Consider the following 17,815-nt stretch of genomic DNA (forward strand, 5'->3'; position numbering starts at 1 on the left):
AACCGACGGCAACATTCGCCCATCGCTCGGCGGATCGACCTAGCCTCGTCGCATGTCCGACCTGAATCTCCCCGTGCTCGACCTCTCGCTCCTCGACCAGGGACCGGATGCCGCCGCCCGCTTCCGCGACGAGCTGCGCGCCGCGACCCACGACGTCGGCTTCTTCTACCTGACCGGCACCGGCGTCAGCCCCGAACTGGAGGCGAACCTCCTGCGGGCGGCGAAGGACTTCTTCGCACTGCCCGAGGCCGACAAGCTCGCGATCGAGAACGTGACGAGCCCGCACTTCCGCGGCTACACGCGGGTCGGCGGCGAGCGCACGCAGGGCCGCGTCGACTGGCGCGAGCAGATCGACATCGGACCCGAGCGCGCGGCGATCGACGACCCCGATGGTCCGGGATACAACCGTCTCGTCGGGCCCAACCTGTGGCCCGCGGCGCAGCCCGAGCTGAAGGAGGTCGTCACCGAGTGGCACGACCACCTCACCGGCGTGGCCCGCAAGCTGCTGCGCGCGTGGGCGCTCGCCCTCGGCGCCGAGGAGCAGTACTTCGACCGCCACTTCGGCGACCCGCAGACCCTCATCAAGATCGTCCGGTACCCCGGCAAGGACGACCCGACTCCCCAGCAGGGTGTCGGAGCGCACAAGGACTCGGGCGTCCTGACGCTGCTGTGGGTCGAGCCCGGCAAGGGCGGCCTGCAGGTCGAGCGCGACGGCGAGTGGGTCGACGCTCCCCCGGTGCCCGGCGCGTTCGTCGTCAACATCGGCGAACTGCTCGAGTACGCCACCCAGGGCTACCTGACCGCGACGAACCACCGCGTGATCTCACCGAAGTACCCCGACGAGCGCATCTCGGTGCCGTTCTTCTTCAACCCGGCGCTCGATGCGCGCCTGCCGATCATCGAGCTGCCCGAGGAGCTGGCATCCGAGGTCCGCGGGGTCACCGACGACCCGACCAACCCCATCCACGCGACCTACGGCGAGAACGCCCTGAAGTCGCGCCTGCGCGCCCACCCCGACGTGGCCGAGCGCTGGCACGCCGACCTGCTGGCCGCCCGCGCGGCATCCTGAGGCCCGGGGACCTCTCGATAAACGCCGATCCTCTCGAGACACACCGCGACACCGCGTGTTTCGAGAGGATCGGCGTTTATCGCGTACGCGCCGAGGTGGCTGAGCTCGTCGAAGCCACCGCTCCCTTCGACGGGCTTAGGGGCCTCGCATCCCGCACGGGGGAATGATGAAGGCCGCCCCACACCGTGGGGCGGCCTTCCAAGAATGTTTTGCGCGATAGAACGCTGGTGCGATTAGCGACGCAGACCGAGACGCTCGATGAGCGAGCGGTAACGGTTGATGTCGACGTCCTGCAGGTAACCCAGCAGGCGACGGCGCTGACCGACGAGCAGGAAGAGTCCACGGCGCGAGTGGTGGTCGTGCTTGTGGATCTTGAGGTGCTCGGTGAGGTCCTTGATGCGCTGCGTCATCATCGCGACCTGCACCTCGGGGGATCCGGTGTCACCGGGGTGCGTCGCGTACTCTTCGATGATCGCCTTCTTGACGTCTGCTTCGAGTGCCATAGATGGGATCCCCTTCCTTCTCATTGCGCGGCGCCCGTCACACGATGTGCGAGCTCTCTTTATCCGCGGCCGATCGAACGGCAACCGCATGAGTCTACCAGCATCCGGATGCCGCGACCGCCCTGCTCTCCCCCTCGCACGGGGCAGCGGGTGCGCCCCGGTGTCGGACGCCTGGCGTAGCCTCGATCCGTGCAGCTCACCGTCCGCGTCAAGCCCGGCAGTCGACGCGGTCCCCTCGTCGAAGACACCGCCGAGGGGCTCGTGGTGCACGTGCGCGAGCGCGCTGTCGACGGCGCGGCGAACTCCGGTGTCGTCAAGGCTCTCGCGGCGCACTTCGGCGTGCCGGCCCGCGATGTCGAGATCCTGCGCGGGCACGCCGCCCGAGTGAAGCGCGTCGAGGTCGACGCGTGAGCGCCCGCAAGAGCGCGTTCATCGATCTGCGTCCGCTCACCACCTCCCCCGCGTTCGCGCGGCTGTGGATCGGGTCGACGCTCGCGGGCCTCGGCGGACAGCTCACGGTCGTCGCCGTCATGCTGCACGTGTTCGAGCTGACGCAGAGCACCTTCGCGGTCTCGATGATCGCGGTCGCGGGGCTCCTGCCCATGGTCCTCGCGGGTCTCTACGGCGGCATGCTCGCCGACGCCTTCGATCGGCGCACGGTCGCCCTTCTCGCGGCCGTCGTCACCTTCGTCTCGACCGCGTTGCTGGCTGCCCTCGCGTGGACGGGCCTCGAGACGGTCGGGTGGCTCTTCGTCCTCAGCGTGGTGAACTCCGCTGCGAACTCCATCGTGATGGCGACCAAGTCGGCGATCACCCCGCGGCTGATCCCCCGCGAGCTACTGCCGGCCGCCGCGGCCCTCCAGGGAGTCACCGTCGGAATCATGGTGATGGCCGGACCCGCGCTGGCCGGTGTGCTCGTCGCGGTGGCCGGATACGCCTGGACCTACTCGCTCGACGTGCTCCTCATGACCTCGCTCTTCCTGGGGCTCTGGTCGTTGCCGCGCCTGCGTCCCGAGGGCGAGGTCGTGCGACCCGGGCTCGAGTCGCTCCGCGACGGCGCGCGGTTCCTGCGCCGCGCCCCGAACATCCGCCTGCAGTACCTCCTCGACATCACGGCGATGACCTTCGGCCAACCCGTCACCCTCTTCCCCGCGATCGGTGCGGTGCTGCTGGGCGGTGGGGCGATCACCACCGGCGTCCTCACGGCGGCGGTCGCGGCCGGCGCGTTCCTGTCGAGCCTCTTCTCGGGCCCGATCGGGCGGGTGCGACGCCAGGGCCTCGGGATCGAGCGCGCGATCCAGGTCTACGGCCTGTCGATCGGCCTGTTCGGCCTGGTCTTGGTCGCCGCGAGCCTCGGCTGGCTCCGCCCCGACCTCGTCGACGAGACCCACGCCGCCGTCGCGCTGATCGTCCTCGCCGCGGTGACTCTCGCCATCTCGGGAGCGGCCGACAACGTCAGCGCGATCTACCGCTCGACCATGATGCAGGCGGCTGTCCCGGATGCCATGCGCGGGCGCCTCCAGGGCATCTTCATCGTCGTGGTGGCCGGCGGCCCCCGCATCGGGGCGCTCTACGCCGGAACCCTCGCGACCCTGACCGCCCTGTGGGTGCCTCCCCTGTTCGGCGGCATCCTGATCCTGGCCATCGTGGGCACGCTCGTGCGGTTCTCGCCGCGCTTCCGGGCCTACGACGCGCTCGATCCTCAGCCCTGAACCCGTCGCACACCGCGGAATATGTCGCCGCGTTGCGCGTCGACGTCTCTTCCCCCGTCGCCTGGGAAAGCATGGCGGGATGACGCGGACCACGCAGAGCAGCGCGCACTGGGGCACGTTCCAGGTCGACGTGTCGGACGACGGCCGCACGGTGCTGGGGACGAGGCCGTACGCGGACGACCCCGACGCCTCCCCGGCGATCGCCGGCGTCGCTGAGGCGCAGCACCACCCGCTCCGCGTCACGCGTCCGGCGGTCCGTCGACGGTGGCTCGAGAACGGTCCCGGTCCGGACGACCGTCGAGGCGCCCCGGACGAGGAGTACGTGGAGGTCGAGTGGGACGAAGCGCTCGACCTGCTCGCCGCCGAACTGGACCGGGTCCGCACCGCGCACGGCAACCGGGCGATCTTCGGCGGCTCCTACGGGTGGGGAAGCGCCGGACGCCTGCATCACGCGCAGGGTCAACTGCATCGCTTCCTCAACGCGATCGGCGGATACACCTCGTCGATCAACGACTACAGCCGCGGAGCCAGCCTCGTCCTCCTTCCGCACCTCATCGGCCGGAACGGGATGGAGGAGCTCCGCAAGCGTCCGCCGTCGTGGCCGCACATCGCCGCGCACACCGACCTCCTGCTCTGCTTCGGCGGTGTCCGCCTGTCGAACACCTCGGTGATCCCGGGCGGGCACAACCGCCAGGTCGTCGGCGGACTGTCGCGCGAGGCCGCGCAGAGCACGCGCATCGTGTCCGTCTCCGCGCAGCGCGACGACATCGCCGCCGACCTGGACGCCGAGTGGGTCGGCATCCGTCCCGGCACCGACACGGCTCTCCTCCTCGCCCTCACGCACACCCTCGTCGAGGAGGGACTGGCTGACGACGCGTTCCTGTCCGCGTGCACCGTCGGCGCCGATCAGGTGCGCGCGTACCTGCGGGGAGAGCCCGACGGGGTGGCGAAGACCGCGGAATGGGCCGCGGGCATCACGGGAATCGCCGCGCGCTCGATCCGCGACCTCGCGCGACGTGCCGCCGCGGGCCGGACCCTGGTCAACGTCACGTACTCCTTGCAGCGCGCCGAGCACGGCGAGCAAGCGGTGTTCGCCGCGCTGACCTTCGCGGCCTTCCTCGGCCAGATCGGATTGCCCGGCGGCGGCTTCTCCCACGGCTACGGGTCGATGGGCGACCACGGCATCGGGGTCGAGCAGGTGCGACTGCCCACCTTCCCCCAGGGCCGGAACGCGGTGGATGACTTCATCCCGTGCGCACGGATCAGCGACCTCCTCCTGCGCCCGGACGAGACGATCCCTTACGACGGCCGCACGCTTCCCCTGCCCGACATCCGTCTCGTGTACTGGGCGGGCGGCAACCCGTTCCACCACCACCAGGACATCCGGCGTCTGCGCCGAGGCTTCGCGCGGATCGACACGCTCGTGGTGCACGAGTTCCACTGGACGCCGACCGCCCGACACGCCGACATCGTCCTGCCCGCGGCGACGCCGCTCGAGCGCGACGACATCGCGGCCGGCCCCGGCGACTCCCGCCTGCGCGCCATGCCGCGCGCGGTGGCTCCCGTCGGCGAGGCCCGCGAGGAGTTCTGGATCTACGACCGCCTCGCCGAGCGTCTCGGCGCGGACTACTCCGAGGGACTCGACTCACGGGCCTGGCTCGAGCGCATCTACGAGCAGTGGCGGGGACAGAACCCCGAGGCGCCGTCGTTCGCCGAGTTCTGGCGCGAAGGCGGTACCGCGCTGCCGCAACGTCCGTACCGCGATGGAGCCTTCGCCGCGTTCCGCGCCGATCCCGGCTCGCACCCGCTCGACACCCCCAGCGGTCTGATCGAGCTGTTCTCGTCGACGCTCCACGGGTTCGCGTTACCCGACACGGCGGGGCACGCCCTGTGGATCGAGCCGGAGGCGGACCCGGGCTCCCCGTACGACCTGCAGTTGCTGTGCAACCAGCCCTCCCACCGCCTGCACAGTCAGCTCGATATGGCGGCACCCAGCCGATCCACGAAGGTCGCCGGCCGCGAGCCGATCCGTCTGAACCGCACGGATGCCGCCGCGCGGGGCATCCGGGACGGTGACGTCGCGATCGTCCGCAGCGCGCAGGGAAGCCTCCTGGCCGGCGTGATCGTCACGGACGCGCTGCTCCCGGGTGTCGCCCAGATGCACACGGGATCGTGGTTCGACCCCAGCGCCCCGCACATCGCCGACTGCATCAACGGCAATGTCAACGTCCTGACGAAGGACGTGGGGACCTCGACGCTCACGCAGGCCTCCAGCGGGGCGCGCGTCGCGGTCTCGGTTGCGCACTACGACGGTCCCATCCCACCGGTGCGGGCCCACGAGCCCCCGCCCCTCACGGCTCGCCGCGACCGGGGCGGCGACGCCCGGGGCTGACGGTCATCGATCGGCGGATTTCCGCCGTTGCAGTGCCCCTGTCCGCGCGACGGGGCGCGCCGGCCCTATCGTCGGCATCGTGGCATCCGCATCCTCCCCCTCCCCCGTCTCGATCGCCGTGCAGTTCGTCCTCACCGGCATCGTGTGGGGTTCGAGCTTCCTCTTCATCGCGGTCGCGCTCACCGGCATGACCCCGGCGCAGGTCGCGGGCGGTCGTCTGCTGTTCGGCGCGCTCGCTCTGGCGGCGATCGTCGCGATCCGCCGCGAGCACCTCCCCCGCAGCGTCCGCGTCTGGGGGCACCTGTGCGTGCTCTCCGCGACGTTCTGCATCGTGCCGTTCCTGCTCTTCGCCTGGGCCGAGCAGCACGTGTCCTCGGGGCTGGCCAGCATCTTCAACGCGACGACGCCGATCATGACGGCGATCATGGCGTGGGCGGTCTTCCGCGTCGAGAGTCTCAAACTGGGCCAGCTCGTCGGGATCGCGATCGGCATCGTGGGCGTGGTCGTCATCATCGCCCCCGGGGCGATCGCCGACGTCGGCGGCAGCACGATCGCGCAGCTCGCCCTGCTCGGGGCCACGGCGTGCTATGGCTTCAGCCTCGCGTACATGCGGCGGTTCCTCGGCGACACCGGCCTGTCGGGCATCGCGTTCGCGTTCGGCTACATCGGACCGGCCGCGGCGTTCATGGTGCTGCTGTCGCCGCTGATCCTGGCCGAACCGATGCACCTCACGCTCCCGGTGGTGGGGAGCATCATCGCCCTCGGCGTTCTCGGCACCGGCATCGCCTACGTCTGGAACCAGAACACCCTGCGCGCCTGGGGACCCACGCGCGCCTCGACGGTCACCTACATCACCCCCGTGGTCGGGGTGGCGCTCGGCATCCTGATCCTCGGCGAGCGCATCTCGTGGAACGAGCCGGTGGGCGCCGCCGTGGTCTTCCTCGGGATCCTGCTCGTGCAGCAGCGCCTCCGCCTGCCGCGGCCCGCCCGGGTCTGACCGTCCGCCACCGCGCCGGCGAACGACGAAGGCCCCGGATGCCGAGCATCCGGGGCCTTCGTGAGGATCACGCCTGGTGAGCGAACTGCAGGTCGAGCTCGATGGTGACGTCCTTGCCGACGAGGACGCCGCCGGTCTCGAGAGCGGCGTTCCAGGTGAGGCCGAAGTCCTCACGGTTGATGACCGTCTTGGCGGTCGCGCCGACCTTGTAGTTGCCCCACGGGTCGGTGCCGAAGCCACCGAAGTCGATCGAGAAGGTGGCGGGCTTGCTGACGCCGCGGATGGTGAGCTCGCCGTCGACGAGGTAGTCGCCGTCCTCGACGCGGACACCGGTCGAGCGGAAGTCCATCGTCGGGTAGGTCTCGACGTCGAAGAACTCGGCCGAACGGAGGTGCTGGTCGCGCCCCTCGTCCTTGGTGTCGACCGAGGTGACGTCGACGGACGCCTCGACGGTGGCCTCGAGGGGGTTCTCGGGGGCGACGAGCGTGGCGCTCTTCATGCCGAAGGTGCCGCGCACCTTGGAGATCATCATGTGACGGACGGTGAAGGTCACCTCGCTGTGCGAGGGGTCGAGCACCCAGGTGCCCGCCTTGTAGCCGGGGATCTCGAGCGTGGTGGTGTCGGTCATGTCACTCCTAAAGGTCTGGGGAGCCGTATCGGCGTCCTGCGGGGAGGAAACTCCCATTCACACGAATGTATTCCACGATCGTGAAAAAAGACGAACCCGAGGGTGCCGCGGCTCCCTCGGGTTCGTGAACATCATGTGTCGTCAGCCGACCTTGAGCAGGTCGATGATGAAGATCAGCGTCTTGCCGCCGAGGAAGTGGCCGCCCGCGGGGCCGTAGGCCAGGTGCGGCGGGATGACCAGCTCGCGACGACCGCCGACCTTCATGCCCGGGATGCCGTCCTGCCAGCCCTGGATGAGGCCGCGGAGGGGGAACTGGATGCTCTCGCCACGACCCCACGAGGAGTCGAACTCCTCGCCGGACTCGTACTCGACACCGGCGTAGTGCACGGTGACGGTGTCGCCGGGCTTGGCCTCGTCGCCGTCGCCGACGATGATGTCGCGGATGACGAGGTCGGAGGGGGCGGGGCCGCTGGGAGCGTCGAACTCCGGCTTGGTGCGATCAGTCATGAGTCCATCCAAGCACGCCCGGCGCGTGGCCGAACCCCCTGGACCAAGACTCAGCGCCCGGTGCCGCGGCGATGCCTGCGTGTCTACCGGGCGCTGAGTTGGCCTACCTCGATGGTGCTCCCGCTTCGTTGCGCTGTCAAGACCCGTCGCCGGCATGCCCCGCCGCGCGCGGTCAGGGCGCCAGCAGAGCCGCCCGCGCCGCCGTCGTCCGCTCCAGGAGCTGACGCTCGGTCGCCACCGCGTACGGGTCCCGGCCCGAGAGCGCCCTCTGTCGTGCGGCCGCCAGGGCGGTGGCATCCCTGATGAAGCTCTTCATGATCGAGGAGCGGTCACCCCGGAGCGTCCGCGACCACGCGAGGGCCGAGCGCCGCCCCGGCGCGGTGGCCAGCATGTCGACCTCCTGCGGGGTGAACCAGCCGGCGTCCGCGTACTCGCCGAGACGGGCGCGCGTGAGCCGCGACTCCTCACGACGAAGGAACAGGATGCCGACGATGAACGCGACGAACAACGGCACCTGCAGCGTGGCGTAGACCTCGAAGAAGTTGAAGAACGTGGCCGAACCGTTCCACACCGCATGCAGCACGATCGCGCCGATCAGGCCCGGGACGGCGTAGCCGAGAGCGGCGCCGGTGCGGAGGGATCGCCGCGCGGCGAGCCCGAACGCGAACCCGGTGATGCTCGTGAACATGACGTGCGCGAACGGCGAGAGCACCGCCCGCAGGAAGAACGTGGTCGCGACCTCGCCGGGGCCCCCTTCGAGGTAGCCGATCGCGAAGTACTGCACGTTCTCGGTCAGCGCGAAGCCCGCGCCGATCAGCGCGCCGTAGACGATGCCGTCGACCGGGCCGTCGAAGAACCGCCGGGCGAAGGCGTACAGCAGCAGGATGCCGAGCCCCTTCGCGACCTCCTCGACGATCGGTGCCTGCACGACCGAGCTCACGGCATCCGGCAGCCCTCCCGTGACGAGAGTGACCAGCAGATCGACGCCGAGCGCGATCGCCACCGCTGCGACCGCGCCCCACGCGGCGGCGAAGATCAGCAGGCGGCGCGGCTCGGGTTCCCACCGGTCGATGTAGCGCACCACGAACCAGACGACCACGAACGGGATGACCGCCAGGACGAGCCCGATGAAGGATGCCGCCGGCCCCAGGAACCGCGTGAAGTACAGCACCAGCAGGGCCAGCACCGGCACCAGCAGAGCGGCGACGATCCACAGGGCCACGCCCCCGCCGCGCACCCGCGGCGGGGCGGCGGAGACGGCGACGGGCGGGGTCGTCGAGATCCGGGCCGGTTGCCCCGGGGACGGCTGCGAGAGCGGCGACGGGTAGCTCATGCGCACAGCCTAGGGGCCCTCGGAGCGGAGGATTCGAGGGTTGTGGAAGCGACCGGCGCGAGGCGCCCGGTAGCGTGGAGGCATGCGTTTCGCCCACGTCCGTTCCCCGGAAGGGGCGGAGTCCCCCCGTCTGGTCAGCGTCCACGCCGAGGAGTTCTCCTTCGTCGACGAGTTCTTCGCCGGTGCCCCCCGCACCCTGGAGCAGCTCATCGCGGGCGGCGACGCGCTGCTCGATCAGGTTCGGGATGCCGCGACCTCGGCGCCGCGGCATCCGTTGGCCGGGGTCGTCTTCGCGTCGGCGGTGCTCGCTCCCCCGTCGATCCTCGCGGTCGGACTCAACTACGCCGCCCACTCAGGCGAGCTCGGGCTGAAGACCGACGCGGGGCCGACCGTGTTCGTGCTGTGGCCGAACTCCCTCACCGCGCACGAGTCGACGACGTCGTGGCCGCGCGCGCTGAGCGAGGCGGTCGACTACGAAGCCGAGCTCGGTGTGATCATCGGGCGGCCCGGGCGCGACGTGCCGGAGGCCGAGGCTCTCAACCATGTCTGGGGCTACACCGTGGTCAACGACATCACGGCGCGCAACATCCAGTTCTCCGAGGCGCAGTGGTCGCGCTGCAAGTCGTTCGACGGCTTCACCCCCACGGGTCCGTTCGTCGTGACGGCCGATGAGATCCCCGACCCGCAGGACCTCCACATCTGGACCGTCGTCGACGGTCACACGGTGCAGGATGCCAGCACCGGCCAGATGGTGCGGTCGGTGGCGACGCTCATCCACAAGCTGTCGGAGTCGGCGACCCTCCTGCCCGGGACCCTCATCTCGACGGGAAGCCCCGGCGGGGCCGGGTATTCGCGCGACCCGCAGATCTTCCTCCGCGACCGCTCGACCGTCACGGTCGGCATCGACGGCATCGGCGAGCTGACCACGCACTGCCGCATCCTGGACTGACGCGCCGCGCGAGGCAGCGCGGCGCCGGGGCCTTCACGCCCGGGCGCCGCGCTCCATCACTCCTCGACGACGCTGTCCGCGGCGCGCTGGACGGGGATCGCCTGCGTGATCGGGTGCAGACCCGAGAGGCGCGCGGGCGACAGCTGCTTGGTCACCTCGTCGCGCGACATCAGCCCGGCCTCGACGACGAGGTCGGCGACGTTGCGGTGCGTCAGCAGGGCCGTCTTCGCCAGGGCCGCCGCCGCGGCGTAGCCGATGAACGGCGTGAGGGCCGTGACCACACCGACCGACGAGCCGACCATCGCACCCAGGCGCTCACGGTTGGCCGTGATGCCGTCGACGCAGTTGACGCGGAGCGTCCACATCGCCTGACGCATCCACGTGATCGACTGGTAGATCGAGTGTGCGATGACCGGCTCGAACGCGTTGAGCTGCAGCTGACCGCCCTCGACGGCCATGGTCACCGTCATGTCGGCTCCGACCACCGAGAAGGCGACCTGGTTGACGACCTCCGGAATGACCGGGTTCACCTTGCCGGGCATGATGCTCGACCCCGCCTGCCGGGGCGGCAGGTTGATCTCGCCGAGACCCGCCTGGGGACCGCTGGAGAGCAGACGCAGGTCGTTGCAGATCTTCGAGAGCTTGATCGCGTTGCGCTTCAGCGACGACGAGAACGACATGAAGGCGCCGGTGTCGCTCGTGGACTCCACGAGGTCGGTCGCCGTCTCGAGGTCGAGGGCCGTGATCTCGCGCAGGTGCCGCAGGACGGCCTTGCCGTAGCCGGCGTGGGCGGTGATGCCCGTGCCGATGGCCGTTGCCCCCATGTTGATCTCGTAGAGCAGGTAGGCGTTCTCGGTGAGACGGCTGTAGTCCTCGCCGAGCGTCGTGGCGAAGCCGTGGAACTCCTGCCCCAACGTCATCGGCACGGCATCCTGCAACTGCGTCCGGCCGACCTTCAGGACGTCGTGGAATTCGTCGGCCTTGGCCAGGAACGACTGGCGCAGCAGCGCGAGCTCTTCGAGCAGGCTCTTCAGGGTCAGCGCCAGACCGATCTTGATCGCCGTCGGGTAGACGTCGTTCGTCGACTGGCTGCGGTTGGTGTCGTCGATGGGCGAGAGGAAGGCGTAGTCGCCCTTCTCGCGTCCGGCCATCTCGAGCGCGATGTTGGTGATGACCTCGTTCGCGTTCATGTTCGTCGAGGTGCCGGCGCCGCCCTGGATGACGCCGACCGCGAACTCGTCGTGGAACTCGCCGTCGATCACCCGTTGCGCCGCGCGATCGATGAGATCGGCCTTCGCGGGGTCGAGAACGCCGATCTCGCGGTTGGCCCGGGCCGATGCCTGCTTCACCATCGCGAGAGCGCGCACGAGATCCGGGTACACCGAGATGGGCCGCTTGGCGATCGGGAAGTTCTCGAGCGCGCGGGCGGTGTGGATGCCCCAATACGCGTCGGCGGGAATCTCGAGGGTTCCCAGGGAGTCGGTCTCGGTGCGGGTACGCGTCGTTGCGTCCAGGGTCATGTGTCGTCCTTGTGGGGTCACGTGAAAGGGATGCCACGAGCCTAACCACCGAGTCGGCGAGCGCCCTTCGACGCGGCGGCCTGTCTCGATGCCCGGACCGTCCGCGATGTCGGTTGCGCCTCGTCGACGGGATCGCCGGGTGGCTCAGCGCTTGCGCGAAAACGCTTCGAGACGCCCCTCGGGGGTGAGCGCCGCCATCTCTTCGACCCACGCGGGGGTGAAGTACCCCGACGTATCGGCGTCGACCACCGGGACGACGGCGTGCGTGATCGTGTCGTCCCAGACGTGCACAAGGTGGAACGACTGACCGGCATCCATTCCGTTGACCTCATCGGCGGGACGCGCCAGGTCCATCGTGTAGCAGGAGGCCGCGGCGACGCTCACGGGCACGCCCGCGAACGTGCCGGAGGTCGAGTAATGCAGGTGGCCGGCCAGGATCGCGCGCACGTCGCTCCCCGCGATCGCGGCGGCGAGTCCCGGCTGATCGCGGAGCTCCAGGATGTCGAAGAACGGGATGTGCGTGGGCAGCGGCGGGTGGTGCAACGCGAGGATCGTGCCGAGCGGCGCGGGGGTCGCCAGCTCGTCACGCAGCCACTGCAGTTGCGCGGCGTCCAGGTCGCCGTGGTGCCAGCCGGGGACGGTCGAGTCCAGGGCGATGATCCGCAGCCCGTCGAGGTCCCACACGCCGGTCACCGGCTCGAGGCTCGCCTCGACGTCGAGGAGTTCGGCGTGGAGGGCCGGCCGCTCGTCGTGGTTGCCGGCGACCCAGACCACGGGGGCTCCCAATCGCTCGGCCCACGGCTCGACGGCCTCCCGCAGGGCGCGGTACGCCTCGGGTTCGCCGAGGTCGGTGAGATCCCCCGTGAAGACGATCGCGTCGGGTCGGATGCCGGTGGACTCCGCGGCATCCAGAGTCCGGCGGAGGTTCGCCGCGGTGTCGTACCGCTCGCCGAGCAGGCGATCGCCGCCCAGCAGATGGGTGTCGCTGAGGTGGAGGATCACGCGCCGCGCGGGCGCGTGCTGACCGAACTGCACGGATGCCATGGCCTCAGCCTAGGAGAGGCCTCCGACACGCGGCCGGCGTCCGGACCGTCAGTGATTGAACAGGATGAGGAGCAGGGCGCCCAGGACTGCTGCCGCGCACACGCCGAAGCACACGTAGGCGCCCACCAGCGCGAGGCGCTTCTGCCCGTCGCTGAGCGGATTGCGCGCCGCTGCTTTGGCCGCCGCCTTCTCGGCACGGCGGCGCTGCTTGTCGGTGAGCACGGTGATGGCATCCGTGAATTCGGCGGGCGCGACCAGGGGCGGGCGACCACCGCGCACGAGCAGACGAAGTCCGAGGGCGTAGAAGGTCACCACGATCGCGGCGCCGATGATCGCGGCGATGAAGACGTGGAGGAAGGCTTCCCAGTCGATGGTCACGCGTCGTCCTTCCCGGAGCGCTCGAGACGGCGTTGGCGACGCGTCGGGCCGGGCTTGCGCGGAACCTTGACGGCGGCGCCCGAGTCGGCGACCTCGCTCATCGCGTTGGCCGAGGTGACCGAATCGCGGCGCGAGCGGAGGAAGAGCCCGAGGATGATCACGACGGCGATCACCGCGTCGACCGCGACGCCCCAGCCGCCCAGCCAGACGACGATGAGGGCGGCGGCGGCGCCGACGGCACCCGCGGCGGGGAGGGTCAGCACCCAGCCGATCATGATCCGGCCGACCGTGTTCCAGCGGACCGTGGATCCGCGGCGTCCGAGGCCCGAGCCGATGACGGAGCCGGACGCGACCTGCGTGGTCGAGAGGGCGAAGCCGAGGGCACTGGATGCCAGGATCGTGGCCGCCGTCGACGTCTCGGCCGAGAAGCCCTGGGCCGGCTTGACGTCGGTCAGACCTTTGCCGAGGGTGCGGATGATGCGCCAGCCGCCCATGTAGGTGCCGAGCGCGATGGTGATCGCGCACGCGAGGACCACCCAGATGTGCGGATCCGGATCGGATGCCGACTGCCAGCCGACCGTGATCAACGCGAGGGTGATGACGCCCATCGTCTTCTGTGCGTCGTTGGTGCCGTGCGCGAGCGCGACGAGCGAGGAGGTGAAGATCTGCCCCCAGCGGAACCCGTCGCGACCGTCGGCCTTCGTGTCGTATCGGCGCGTGATGCCGTAGGCGATCTTGGTGACCGTGAACGCGATGATCCCCGCCGTCAGCGGCGCGATCAGGGCGGGGAGGATGACCTTGCTGAGCACGACGCCGGTGTCGATCGCCGAGACGCCGACACCCACGAGGGTCGCCCCGATCAGACCGCCGAACAGCGCGTGCGACGAGCTGGAGGGAAGGCCGAGCAACCAGGTGAGCATGTTCCACGTGATCGCGCCGATCAAGCCGGCGAAGATGATCGGCGGGAAGATGTCGGGCGACAGCTGATCCTCGCGGATCATGCCGCCGGAGATCGTCTTCGCGACCTCGGTCGACAGGAAGGCCCCGACGAGGTTCAGACAGGCCGCGAGGAGGACGGCGACCTTCGGCTTCAGCGCGCCGGTGGCGATGGGCGTGGCCATCGCGTTCGCGGTGTCGTGGAATCCGTTGGTGAAATCGAAGAACAGTGCCAGGCCGATGACCAGCACGATGACGAGGGCTGCGCTCTCCACCGTTCGCTTTCCGTGAGGAGGAAGAAGGGATGCCGACGGGATCGGCGCGACGAACGAAGAGTTCACCTGGAGTTCGACACCCGTTCACCGAGGTCGCGTGGAAATCATGTCATCGGCGGCCACGGCGGTCAAACCGGACGGCCCGAGGCCGCGGCATCCGCAGGTTCTTCCCGGCTGGGGAACGTCCAGGCTGACGGCCCGTGCAGCCGACTAGCGTGGAGGGGTGACCGATATCGACGTTTCGTCCGTTCCGCCCGTCGCCGCCCGCCGTCCCGTCGCCCGCTCGCACCATGGTGACACGTTCGACGATCCCTACGAGTGGTTGCGCGCGAAGGACGACGCCGAGGTCGTCGCACACCTCGAGGCCGAGAACGCCTACACGGACGCACGCACCGCGCATCTGGCATCCCTCCGCGACGAGATCTTCGGCGAGATCAAGGGGCGCACGCTCGAGACCGACCTGTCCGTCCCCGTGCGTCGGGGCGAGTGGTGGTACTACGGGCGCACCGTGGCCGGCGCCCAGTACGGCATCCAGTGCCGCGCTCCCCTGAGCTCGCCCGACGACTGGACCCCGCCCGCTCTCTCGCCCGACGAGCCCGTGCCCGGCGAGCAGGTGCTGTTCGACGGCAACGTCGAGGCCGAAGGCACCGACTTCTTCTCGCTCGGCAGCTTCGAGATCTCGAACGACGGGACGCGCATGCTGTACGGCATCGACGTCGCCGGCGACGAGCGGTACACCGTGCGGGTGCGTGATCTGACGACGGGCGAGACGCTCCCCGACGAGATCCCCGGCACCTTCTCGGGAGCGACGTTCTCGCCCGACGGACGTTTCATCGTCTACACCACCGTCGACGATGCGTGGCGGCCCGACACCGTCTGGCTGCACGAGATCGGTACGGCGGTGGATGCCGACGAGAAGCTGTTCCACGAGCCCGACGAGCGGTACTGGGTCGGTGCCGACTTCACCCGCAGCGACCGGTACCTCGTCATCGGCGTCGGGTCGTCCATCACGTCGGAGGACCGCCTGATCGACGCCGACGACCTGCGCGGCGAGGCGCGCATCGTCTGGCCGCGGCGCGAAGGCGTCGAGTACTCCGTCGATCACGCGGTCGTCGATGGCGAGGACGTGCTGTACATCCTCCACAACGACGACGCGCTCGATTTCGAGCTCGTCCGGGTCTCGGCATCCGATCCCGAAGGCTCGCGCGAGATCGTGGTTCCGCATCGCGGGGGCCAGCGCCTGCTCGGCGTCGACACCTTCCGTGACTGGGGCATCATCGCGTACCGGCGCGACGGGCTCGCCCGCCTCGCGATGCTCTCGTACGCCGACGGAGCGGTCGACGAGATCACGTTCGACGAGCCGCTCTACAGCGTCGGGACCGGGGGCAACCCCGAGTGGGCGCCGCCCGTCCTTCGGGTGGGCTACGGCTCGTTCGTCACCCCCGGGACGGTGTACGACTACGTCATCGAGACCGGCGAGCTGCTCCTGCGGAAGCGTCAGCCGGTCCTCGGCGACTTCGACCCGGCGGACTACGGCCAGGCGCGTGTCTGGGCCCCCGCCGAGGACGGCACGCAGGTGCCCGTGTCGCTCGTCTGGAAGCGCTCGTTCGGCGAGCCCGGCTCCTCGCCGCGGCCGGTGCACCTCTACGGGTACGGCTCGTACGAGCACTCGATCGAGCCGGGGTTCTCGGTGCCGCGTCTGTCGCTCCTCGACCGCGGCGTGATCTTCGCCGTCGCGCACGTGCGCGGCGGGGGCGAGATGGGTCGCCAGTGGTACGAGGACGGCAAGCTCCTCGCCAAGCGCAACACGTTCACCGACTTCGTCGCCGCGGGGCGCCACCTGGTGGCCGAGGGGTACACGACCCCCGACCGCATCGTCGCCGAGGGCGGCAGCGCCGGCGGGCTGCTCATGGGCGCCGTGGCGAACCTCGCGCCCGAGCTGTTCGCCGGGATCCTCGCGGACGTGCCGTTCGTCGACGCGCTGACCACGATCCTCGACCCCTCCCTGCCGCTGACGGTGATCGAGTGGGACGAGTGGGGCGACCCGCTGCACAACGCCGACGTGTACGCGTACATGAAGTCGTACTCGCCGTACGAGAACGTGCGCTCGGGGGTGGAGTACCCGCGGATCCTCGCGGTCACGTCGTTGAACGACACCCGCGTGCTCTATGTCGAGCCGGCCAAGTGGGTGCAGCGCCTGCGCGAGGTCGGCGCCGACGCCCTGCTGAAGTGCGAGATGGTCGCCGGACACGGCGGCGTCAGCGGCCGTTACAACGCGTGGCGCGAGCGCGCGTTCGAGCTCGCGTGGCTGCTGGATGTGCTGGGGGTGGCGGAGTAGGTCGGGCCGCGGCCGCGGCCGCGGCCGCGGTCGCGGTCGTGTCGCGGTCGCGGTCGTGTCGCGGTCGCGGTCGTGTCGCGGTCGCGGTCCCGGCTGGGGACGTGATCGCGGCTGGGGCTGGCGGCTGGGGCTGCGACCGCGGCTGGCGGCCGCCATGTCCCACTTATGTCGGTGTATGTCCCAGTCATGGCCGGTTGGAGGCGCCTTAACCAGCCATAAGTGGGACGAGGTGTCACTGGCCGGGACGCCATCCTGCTCTGAGCAATGCGGCGCGCGCGAGACCGACGGCGGCGGCACCGTCACCGCGGAAGTGGTGGTTCAGGATGCGCACATGGTCCCAGCCCGCGTCCCGGATCGCCGCCCAGCGATCAGCGTCGCGAGCGAATTGCCGCGGGTCCTCGGCGTGCACCCGCCCGTCGTACTCGACGGCGACGCGCCACTTCTCGAAGGCGAGGTCGACCTCCGCGATGAAATCCCCGCGCACCGAGAAGATGTCGATGTTCACGTCCGGTTCCGGCAATCCGTGGCGCACGAGGAGCAGGCGCAGACGAGTCTCCCGAGGTGACCTCACGCCCGGGCGGGCGAGGGCGAGCGCCCGCCGCAGGACACCGCCCCTGACATCGCCCATGAGAGAGATCTCGGCATCCAGGTCCGCGACGCAGGCGATTGGCTGTCGGCCTGCCAGGAGCGCGTCGGCCCCCGCGACCAAGTCGTCGAGAGGCCACAACCGACCGCACTGTCGCCACGCGCGCACGGCGTTCTCGATCGGCATCCCCTCAGGTCCCGATTCAGTGGCCGGCTCACGAGTCTGCAATCGGTGGCCGACGACGCCCTGAGTGCGAGGCTCACGGGCGGGCCGGTGCGCCGAAACATGCAGGCGCGGCGTATAGGGCCACTCCGGCGTGCTGAGCCCCCGAAGGACGAACACCGTCTCATGGCTGAAGAACTGCCCCTCCGCGAGTCGGGGCGCGTAGGCCCGGCACCGCTCGAAGATGCTGTCGTCGTCGCCGAGCGACCGCGAGCGCACGCCGTGGAAGGGGGCGACGAGGTCGGAGGCACGGAGGCGGGTCCTGCTCGCGCCCCTTCTGAGGGCTTCCGTGACGTGGAATCGGTCGGGCAAGGACTCCGGGAGGGGGTGGCGTCGAGTCATGCTCCAGGATCCCGACCGACCGTCCGCACGGCCGAGTTCTCCACAGCCTTTGACGCCTGGCGTGCACCTGTGGAGGAGGCGCCC

16 protein-coding genes are annotated in these 17,815 nt (G+C 70.0%); 7 read left to right on the top strand and 9 right to left on the bottom strand.

The features are described 5' to 3' along the window. Positions 1-52: 52 nt before the first annotated feature. Positions 53-1,069: an isopenicillin N synthase family dioxygenase gene (locus tag MTES_RS01665; protein WP_013583432.1), complete on the top strand. Its 1,017-nt coding sequence runs from the start codon at positions 53-55 to the stop codon at positions 1,067-1,069. A 233-nt stretch (positions 1,070-1,302) separates the two neighbouring features. Here the strand turns inward: MTES_RS01665 and rpsO are convergent, their stop codons facing one another. Further along, the gene (rpsO, locus tag MTES_RS01670) at positions 1,303-1,572 is read right to left on the bottom strand and encodes a 30S ribosomal protein S15 (protein ID WP_013583433.1); all 270 of its coding nucleotides are present in this window, start codon (positions 1,570-1,572) and stop codon (positions 1,303-1,305) included. Positions 1,573-1,761: 189 nt separating this feature from the next. Here rpsO and MTES_RS01675 point away from each other — a divergent pair, with 189 nt between their 5' ends. From MTES_RS01675 to MTES_RS01690, 4 genes are all read left to right on the top strand, one after another. After that, positions 1,762-1,983: a DUF167 domain-containing protein gene (locus tag MTES_RS01675; RefSeq protein ID WP_013583434.1), complete on the top strand. Its 222-nt coding sequence runs from the start codon at positions 1,762-1,764 to the stop codon at positions 1,981-1,983. After that, on the top strand, positions 1,980-3,284 hold the full coding sequence (locus MTES_RS01680; RefSeq protein WP_013583435.1) for an MFS transporter: 1,305 nt from the start codon (positions 1,980-1,982) through the stop codon (positions 3,282-3,284). Before MTES_RS01675 ends, MTES_RS01680 begins: the two co-directional genes overlap by 4 nt. 79 nt (positions 3,285-3,363) lie before the next feature. Continuing rightward, entirely contained in the window at positions 3,364-5,676 is a 2,313-nt protein-coding gene (locus tag MTES_RS01685; protein ID WP_013583436.1) for a molybdopterin-dependent oxidoreductase, read from the top strand. Positions 5,677-5,755: 79 nt separating this feature from the next. After that, positions 5,756-6,673, top strand: a complete 918-nt coding sequence (locus MTES_RS01690; RefSeq protein ID WP_013583437.1) for a DMT family transporter — start codon at positions 5,756-5,758, stop codon at positions 6,671-6,673. 67 nt (positions 6,674-6,740) lie between these two features. Here the strand turns inward: MTES_RS01690 and MTES_RS01695 are convergent, their stop codons facing one another. From MTES_RS01695 to MTES_RS01705, 3 genes are all read right to left on the bottom strand, one after another. Next, positions 6,741-7,301 (bottom strand): YceI family protein, encoded by a 561-nt coding sequence (locus tag MTES_RS01695; protein ID WP_013583438.1) that lies wholly within the window; start codon positions 7,299-7,301, stop codon positions 6,741-6,743. A gap of 141 nt (positions 7,302-7,442) precedes the next feature. Then, entirely contained in the window at positions 7,443-7,808 is a 366-nt protein-coding gene (locus MTES_RS01700; RefSeq protein WP_013583439.1) for an FKBP-type peptidyl-prolyl cis-trans isomerase, read from the bottom strand. 172 nt (positions 7,809-7,980) lie between these two features. Then, a complete protein-coding gene (locus MTES_RS01705; RefSeq protein ID WP_013583440.1) occupies positions 7,981-9,141 on the bottom strand; it encodes a PrsW family intramembrane metalloprotease in 1,161 nt (386 codons plus the stop codon). An 82-nt stretch (positions 9,142-9,223) separates the two neighbouring features. Between MTES_RS01705 and MTES_RS01710 the strand changes: the two genes are divergently transcribed. Continuing rightward, positions 9,224-10,090 carry a fumarylacetoacetate hydrolase family protein gene (locus MTES_RS01710; protein WP_013583441.1) on the top strand — a complete coding sequence of 289 codons (867 nt, stop codon included), beginning with the start codon at positions 9,224-9,226 and terminating at the stop codon, positions 10,088-10,090. Between the two features lie 56 nt (positions 10,091-10,146). On the opposite strand, the gene MTES_RS01715 is transcribed toward MTES_RS01710, so the two are convergent. The 4 genes from MTES_RS01715 to MTES_RS01730 form a co-directional block, all read right to left on the bottom strand. Continuing rightward, positions 10,147-11,610 carry an aspartate ammonia-lyase gene (locus MTES_RS01715; protein WP_013583442.1) on the bottom strand — a complete coding sequence of 488 codons (1,464 nt, stop codon included), beginning with the start codon at positions 11,608-11,610 and terminating at the stop codon, positions 10,147-10,149. Positions 11,611-11,754: 144 nt separating this feature from the next. Then, on the bottom strand, positions 11,755-12,654 hold the full coding sequence (locus MTES_RS01720) for a phosphodiesterase (RefSeq protein WP_013583443.1): 900 nt from the start codon (positions 12,652-12,654) through the stop codon (positions 11,755-11,757). 48 nt (positions 12,655-12,702) lie between these two features. Further along, the gene (locus tag MTES_RS01725) at positions 12,703-13,032 is read right to left on the bottom strand and encodes a hypothetical protein (RefSeq protein ID WP_013583444.1); all 330 of its coding nucleotides are present in this window, start codon (positions 13,030-13,032) and stop codon (positions 12,703-12,705) included. Next, entirely contained in the window at positions 13,029-14,243 is a 1,215-nt protein-coding gene (locus tag MTES_RS01730) for an inorganic phosphate transporter (protein WP_013583445.1), read from the bottom strand. Before MTES_RS01730 ends, MTES_RS01725 begins: the two co-directional genes overlap by 4 nt. A 223-nt stretch (positions 14,244-14,466) precedes the next feature. Here MTES_RS01730 and MTES_RS01735 point away from each other — a divergent pair, with 223 nt between their 5' ends. Then, positions 14,467-16,581, top strand: a complete 2,115-nt coding sequence (locus tag MTES_RS01735; RefSeq protein ID WP_013583446.1) for a S9 family peptidase — start codon at positions 14,467-14,469, stop codon at positions 16,579-16,581. A 232-nt stretch (positions 16,582-16,813) separates the two neighbouring features. Here the strand turns inward: MTES_RS01735 and MTES_RS19180 are convergent, their stop codons facing one another. Further along, on the bottom strand, positions 16,814-17,353 hold the full coding sequence (locus tag MTES_RS19180; RefSeq protein ID WP_148272786.1) for a DUF559 domain-containing protein: 540 nt from the start codon (positions 17,351-17,353) through the stop codon (positions 16,814-16,816). Positions 17,354-17,815 lie beyond the last annotated feature (462 nt).

The organism is Microbacterium testaceum StLB037 (assembly GCF_000202635.1).
In the GTDB taxonomy this organism is placed as follows: domain Bacteria; phylum Actinomycetota; class Actinomycetes; order Actinomycetales; family Microbacteriaceae; genus Microbacterium; species Microbacterium testaceum_F.

Coding starts and splice junctions, on each gene's coding strand:
- MTES_RS01665 (WP_013583432.1), top strand. CDS start 53: ATGTCCGACCTGAATCTCCCCGTGCTCGACCTCTCGCTCCTCGACCAG.
- MTES_RS01685 (WP_013583436.1), top strand. CDS start 3,364: ATGACGCGGACCACGCAGAGCAGCGCGCACTGGGGCACGTTCCAGGTC.
- MTES_RS01710 (WP_013583441.1), top strand. CDS start 9,224: ATGCGTTTCGCCCACGTCCGTTCCCCGGAAGGGGCGGAGTCCCCCCGT.
- MTES_RS01720 (WP_013583443.1), bottom strand. CDS start 12,654: ATGGCATCCGTGCAGTTCGGTCAGCACGCGCCCGCGCGGCGCGTGATC.
- rpsO (WP_013583433.1), bottom strand. CDS start 1,572: ATGGCACTCGAAGCAGACGTCAAGAAGGCGATCATCGAAGAGTACGCG.
- MTES_RS01695 (WP_013583438.1), bottom strand. CDS start 7,301: ATGACCGACACCACCACGCTCGAGATCCCCGGCTACAAGGCGGGCACC.
- MTES_RS19180 (WP_148272786.1), bottom strand. CDS start 17,353: ATGCCGATCGAGAACGCCGTGCGCGCGTGGCGACAGTGCGGTCGGTTG.
- MTES_RS01700 (WP_013583439.1), bottom strand. CDS start 7,808: ATGACTGATCGCACCAAGCCGGAGTTCGACGCTCCCAGCGGCCCCGCC.
- MTES_RS01705 (WP_013583440.1), bottom strand. CDS start 9,141: ATGAGCTACCCGTCGCCGCTCTCGCAGCCGTCCCCGGGGCAACCGGCC.
- MTES_RS01715 (WP_013583442.1), bottom strand. CDS start 11,610: ATGACCCTGGACGCAACGACGCGTACCCGCACCGAGACCGACTCCCTG.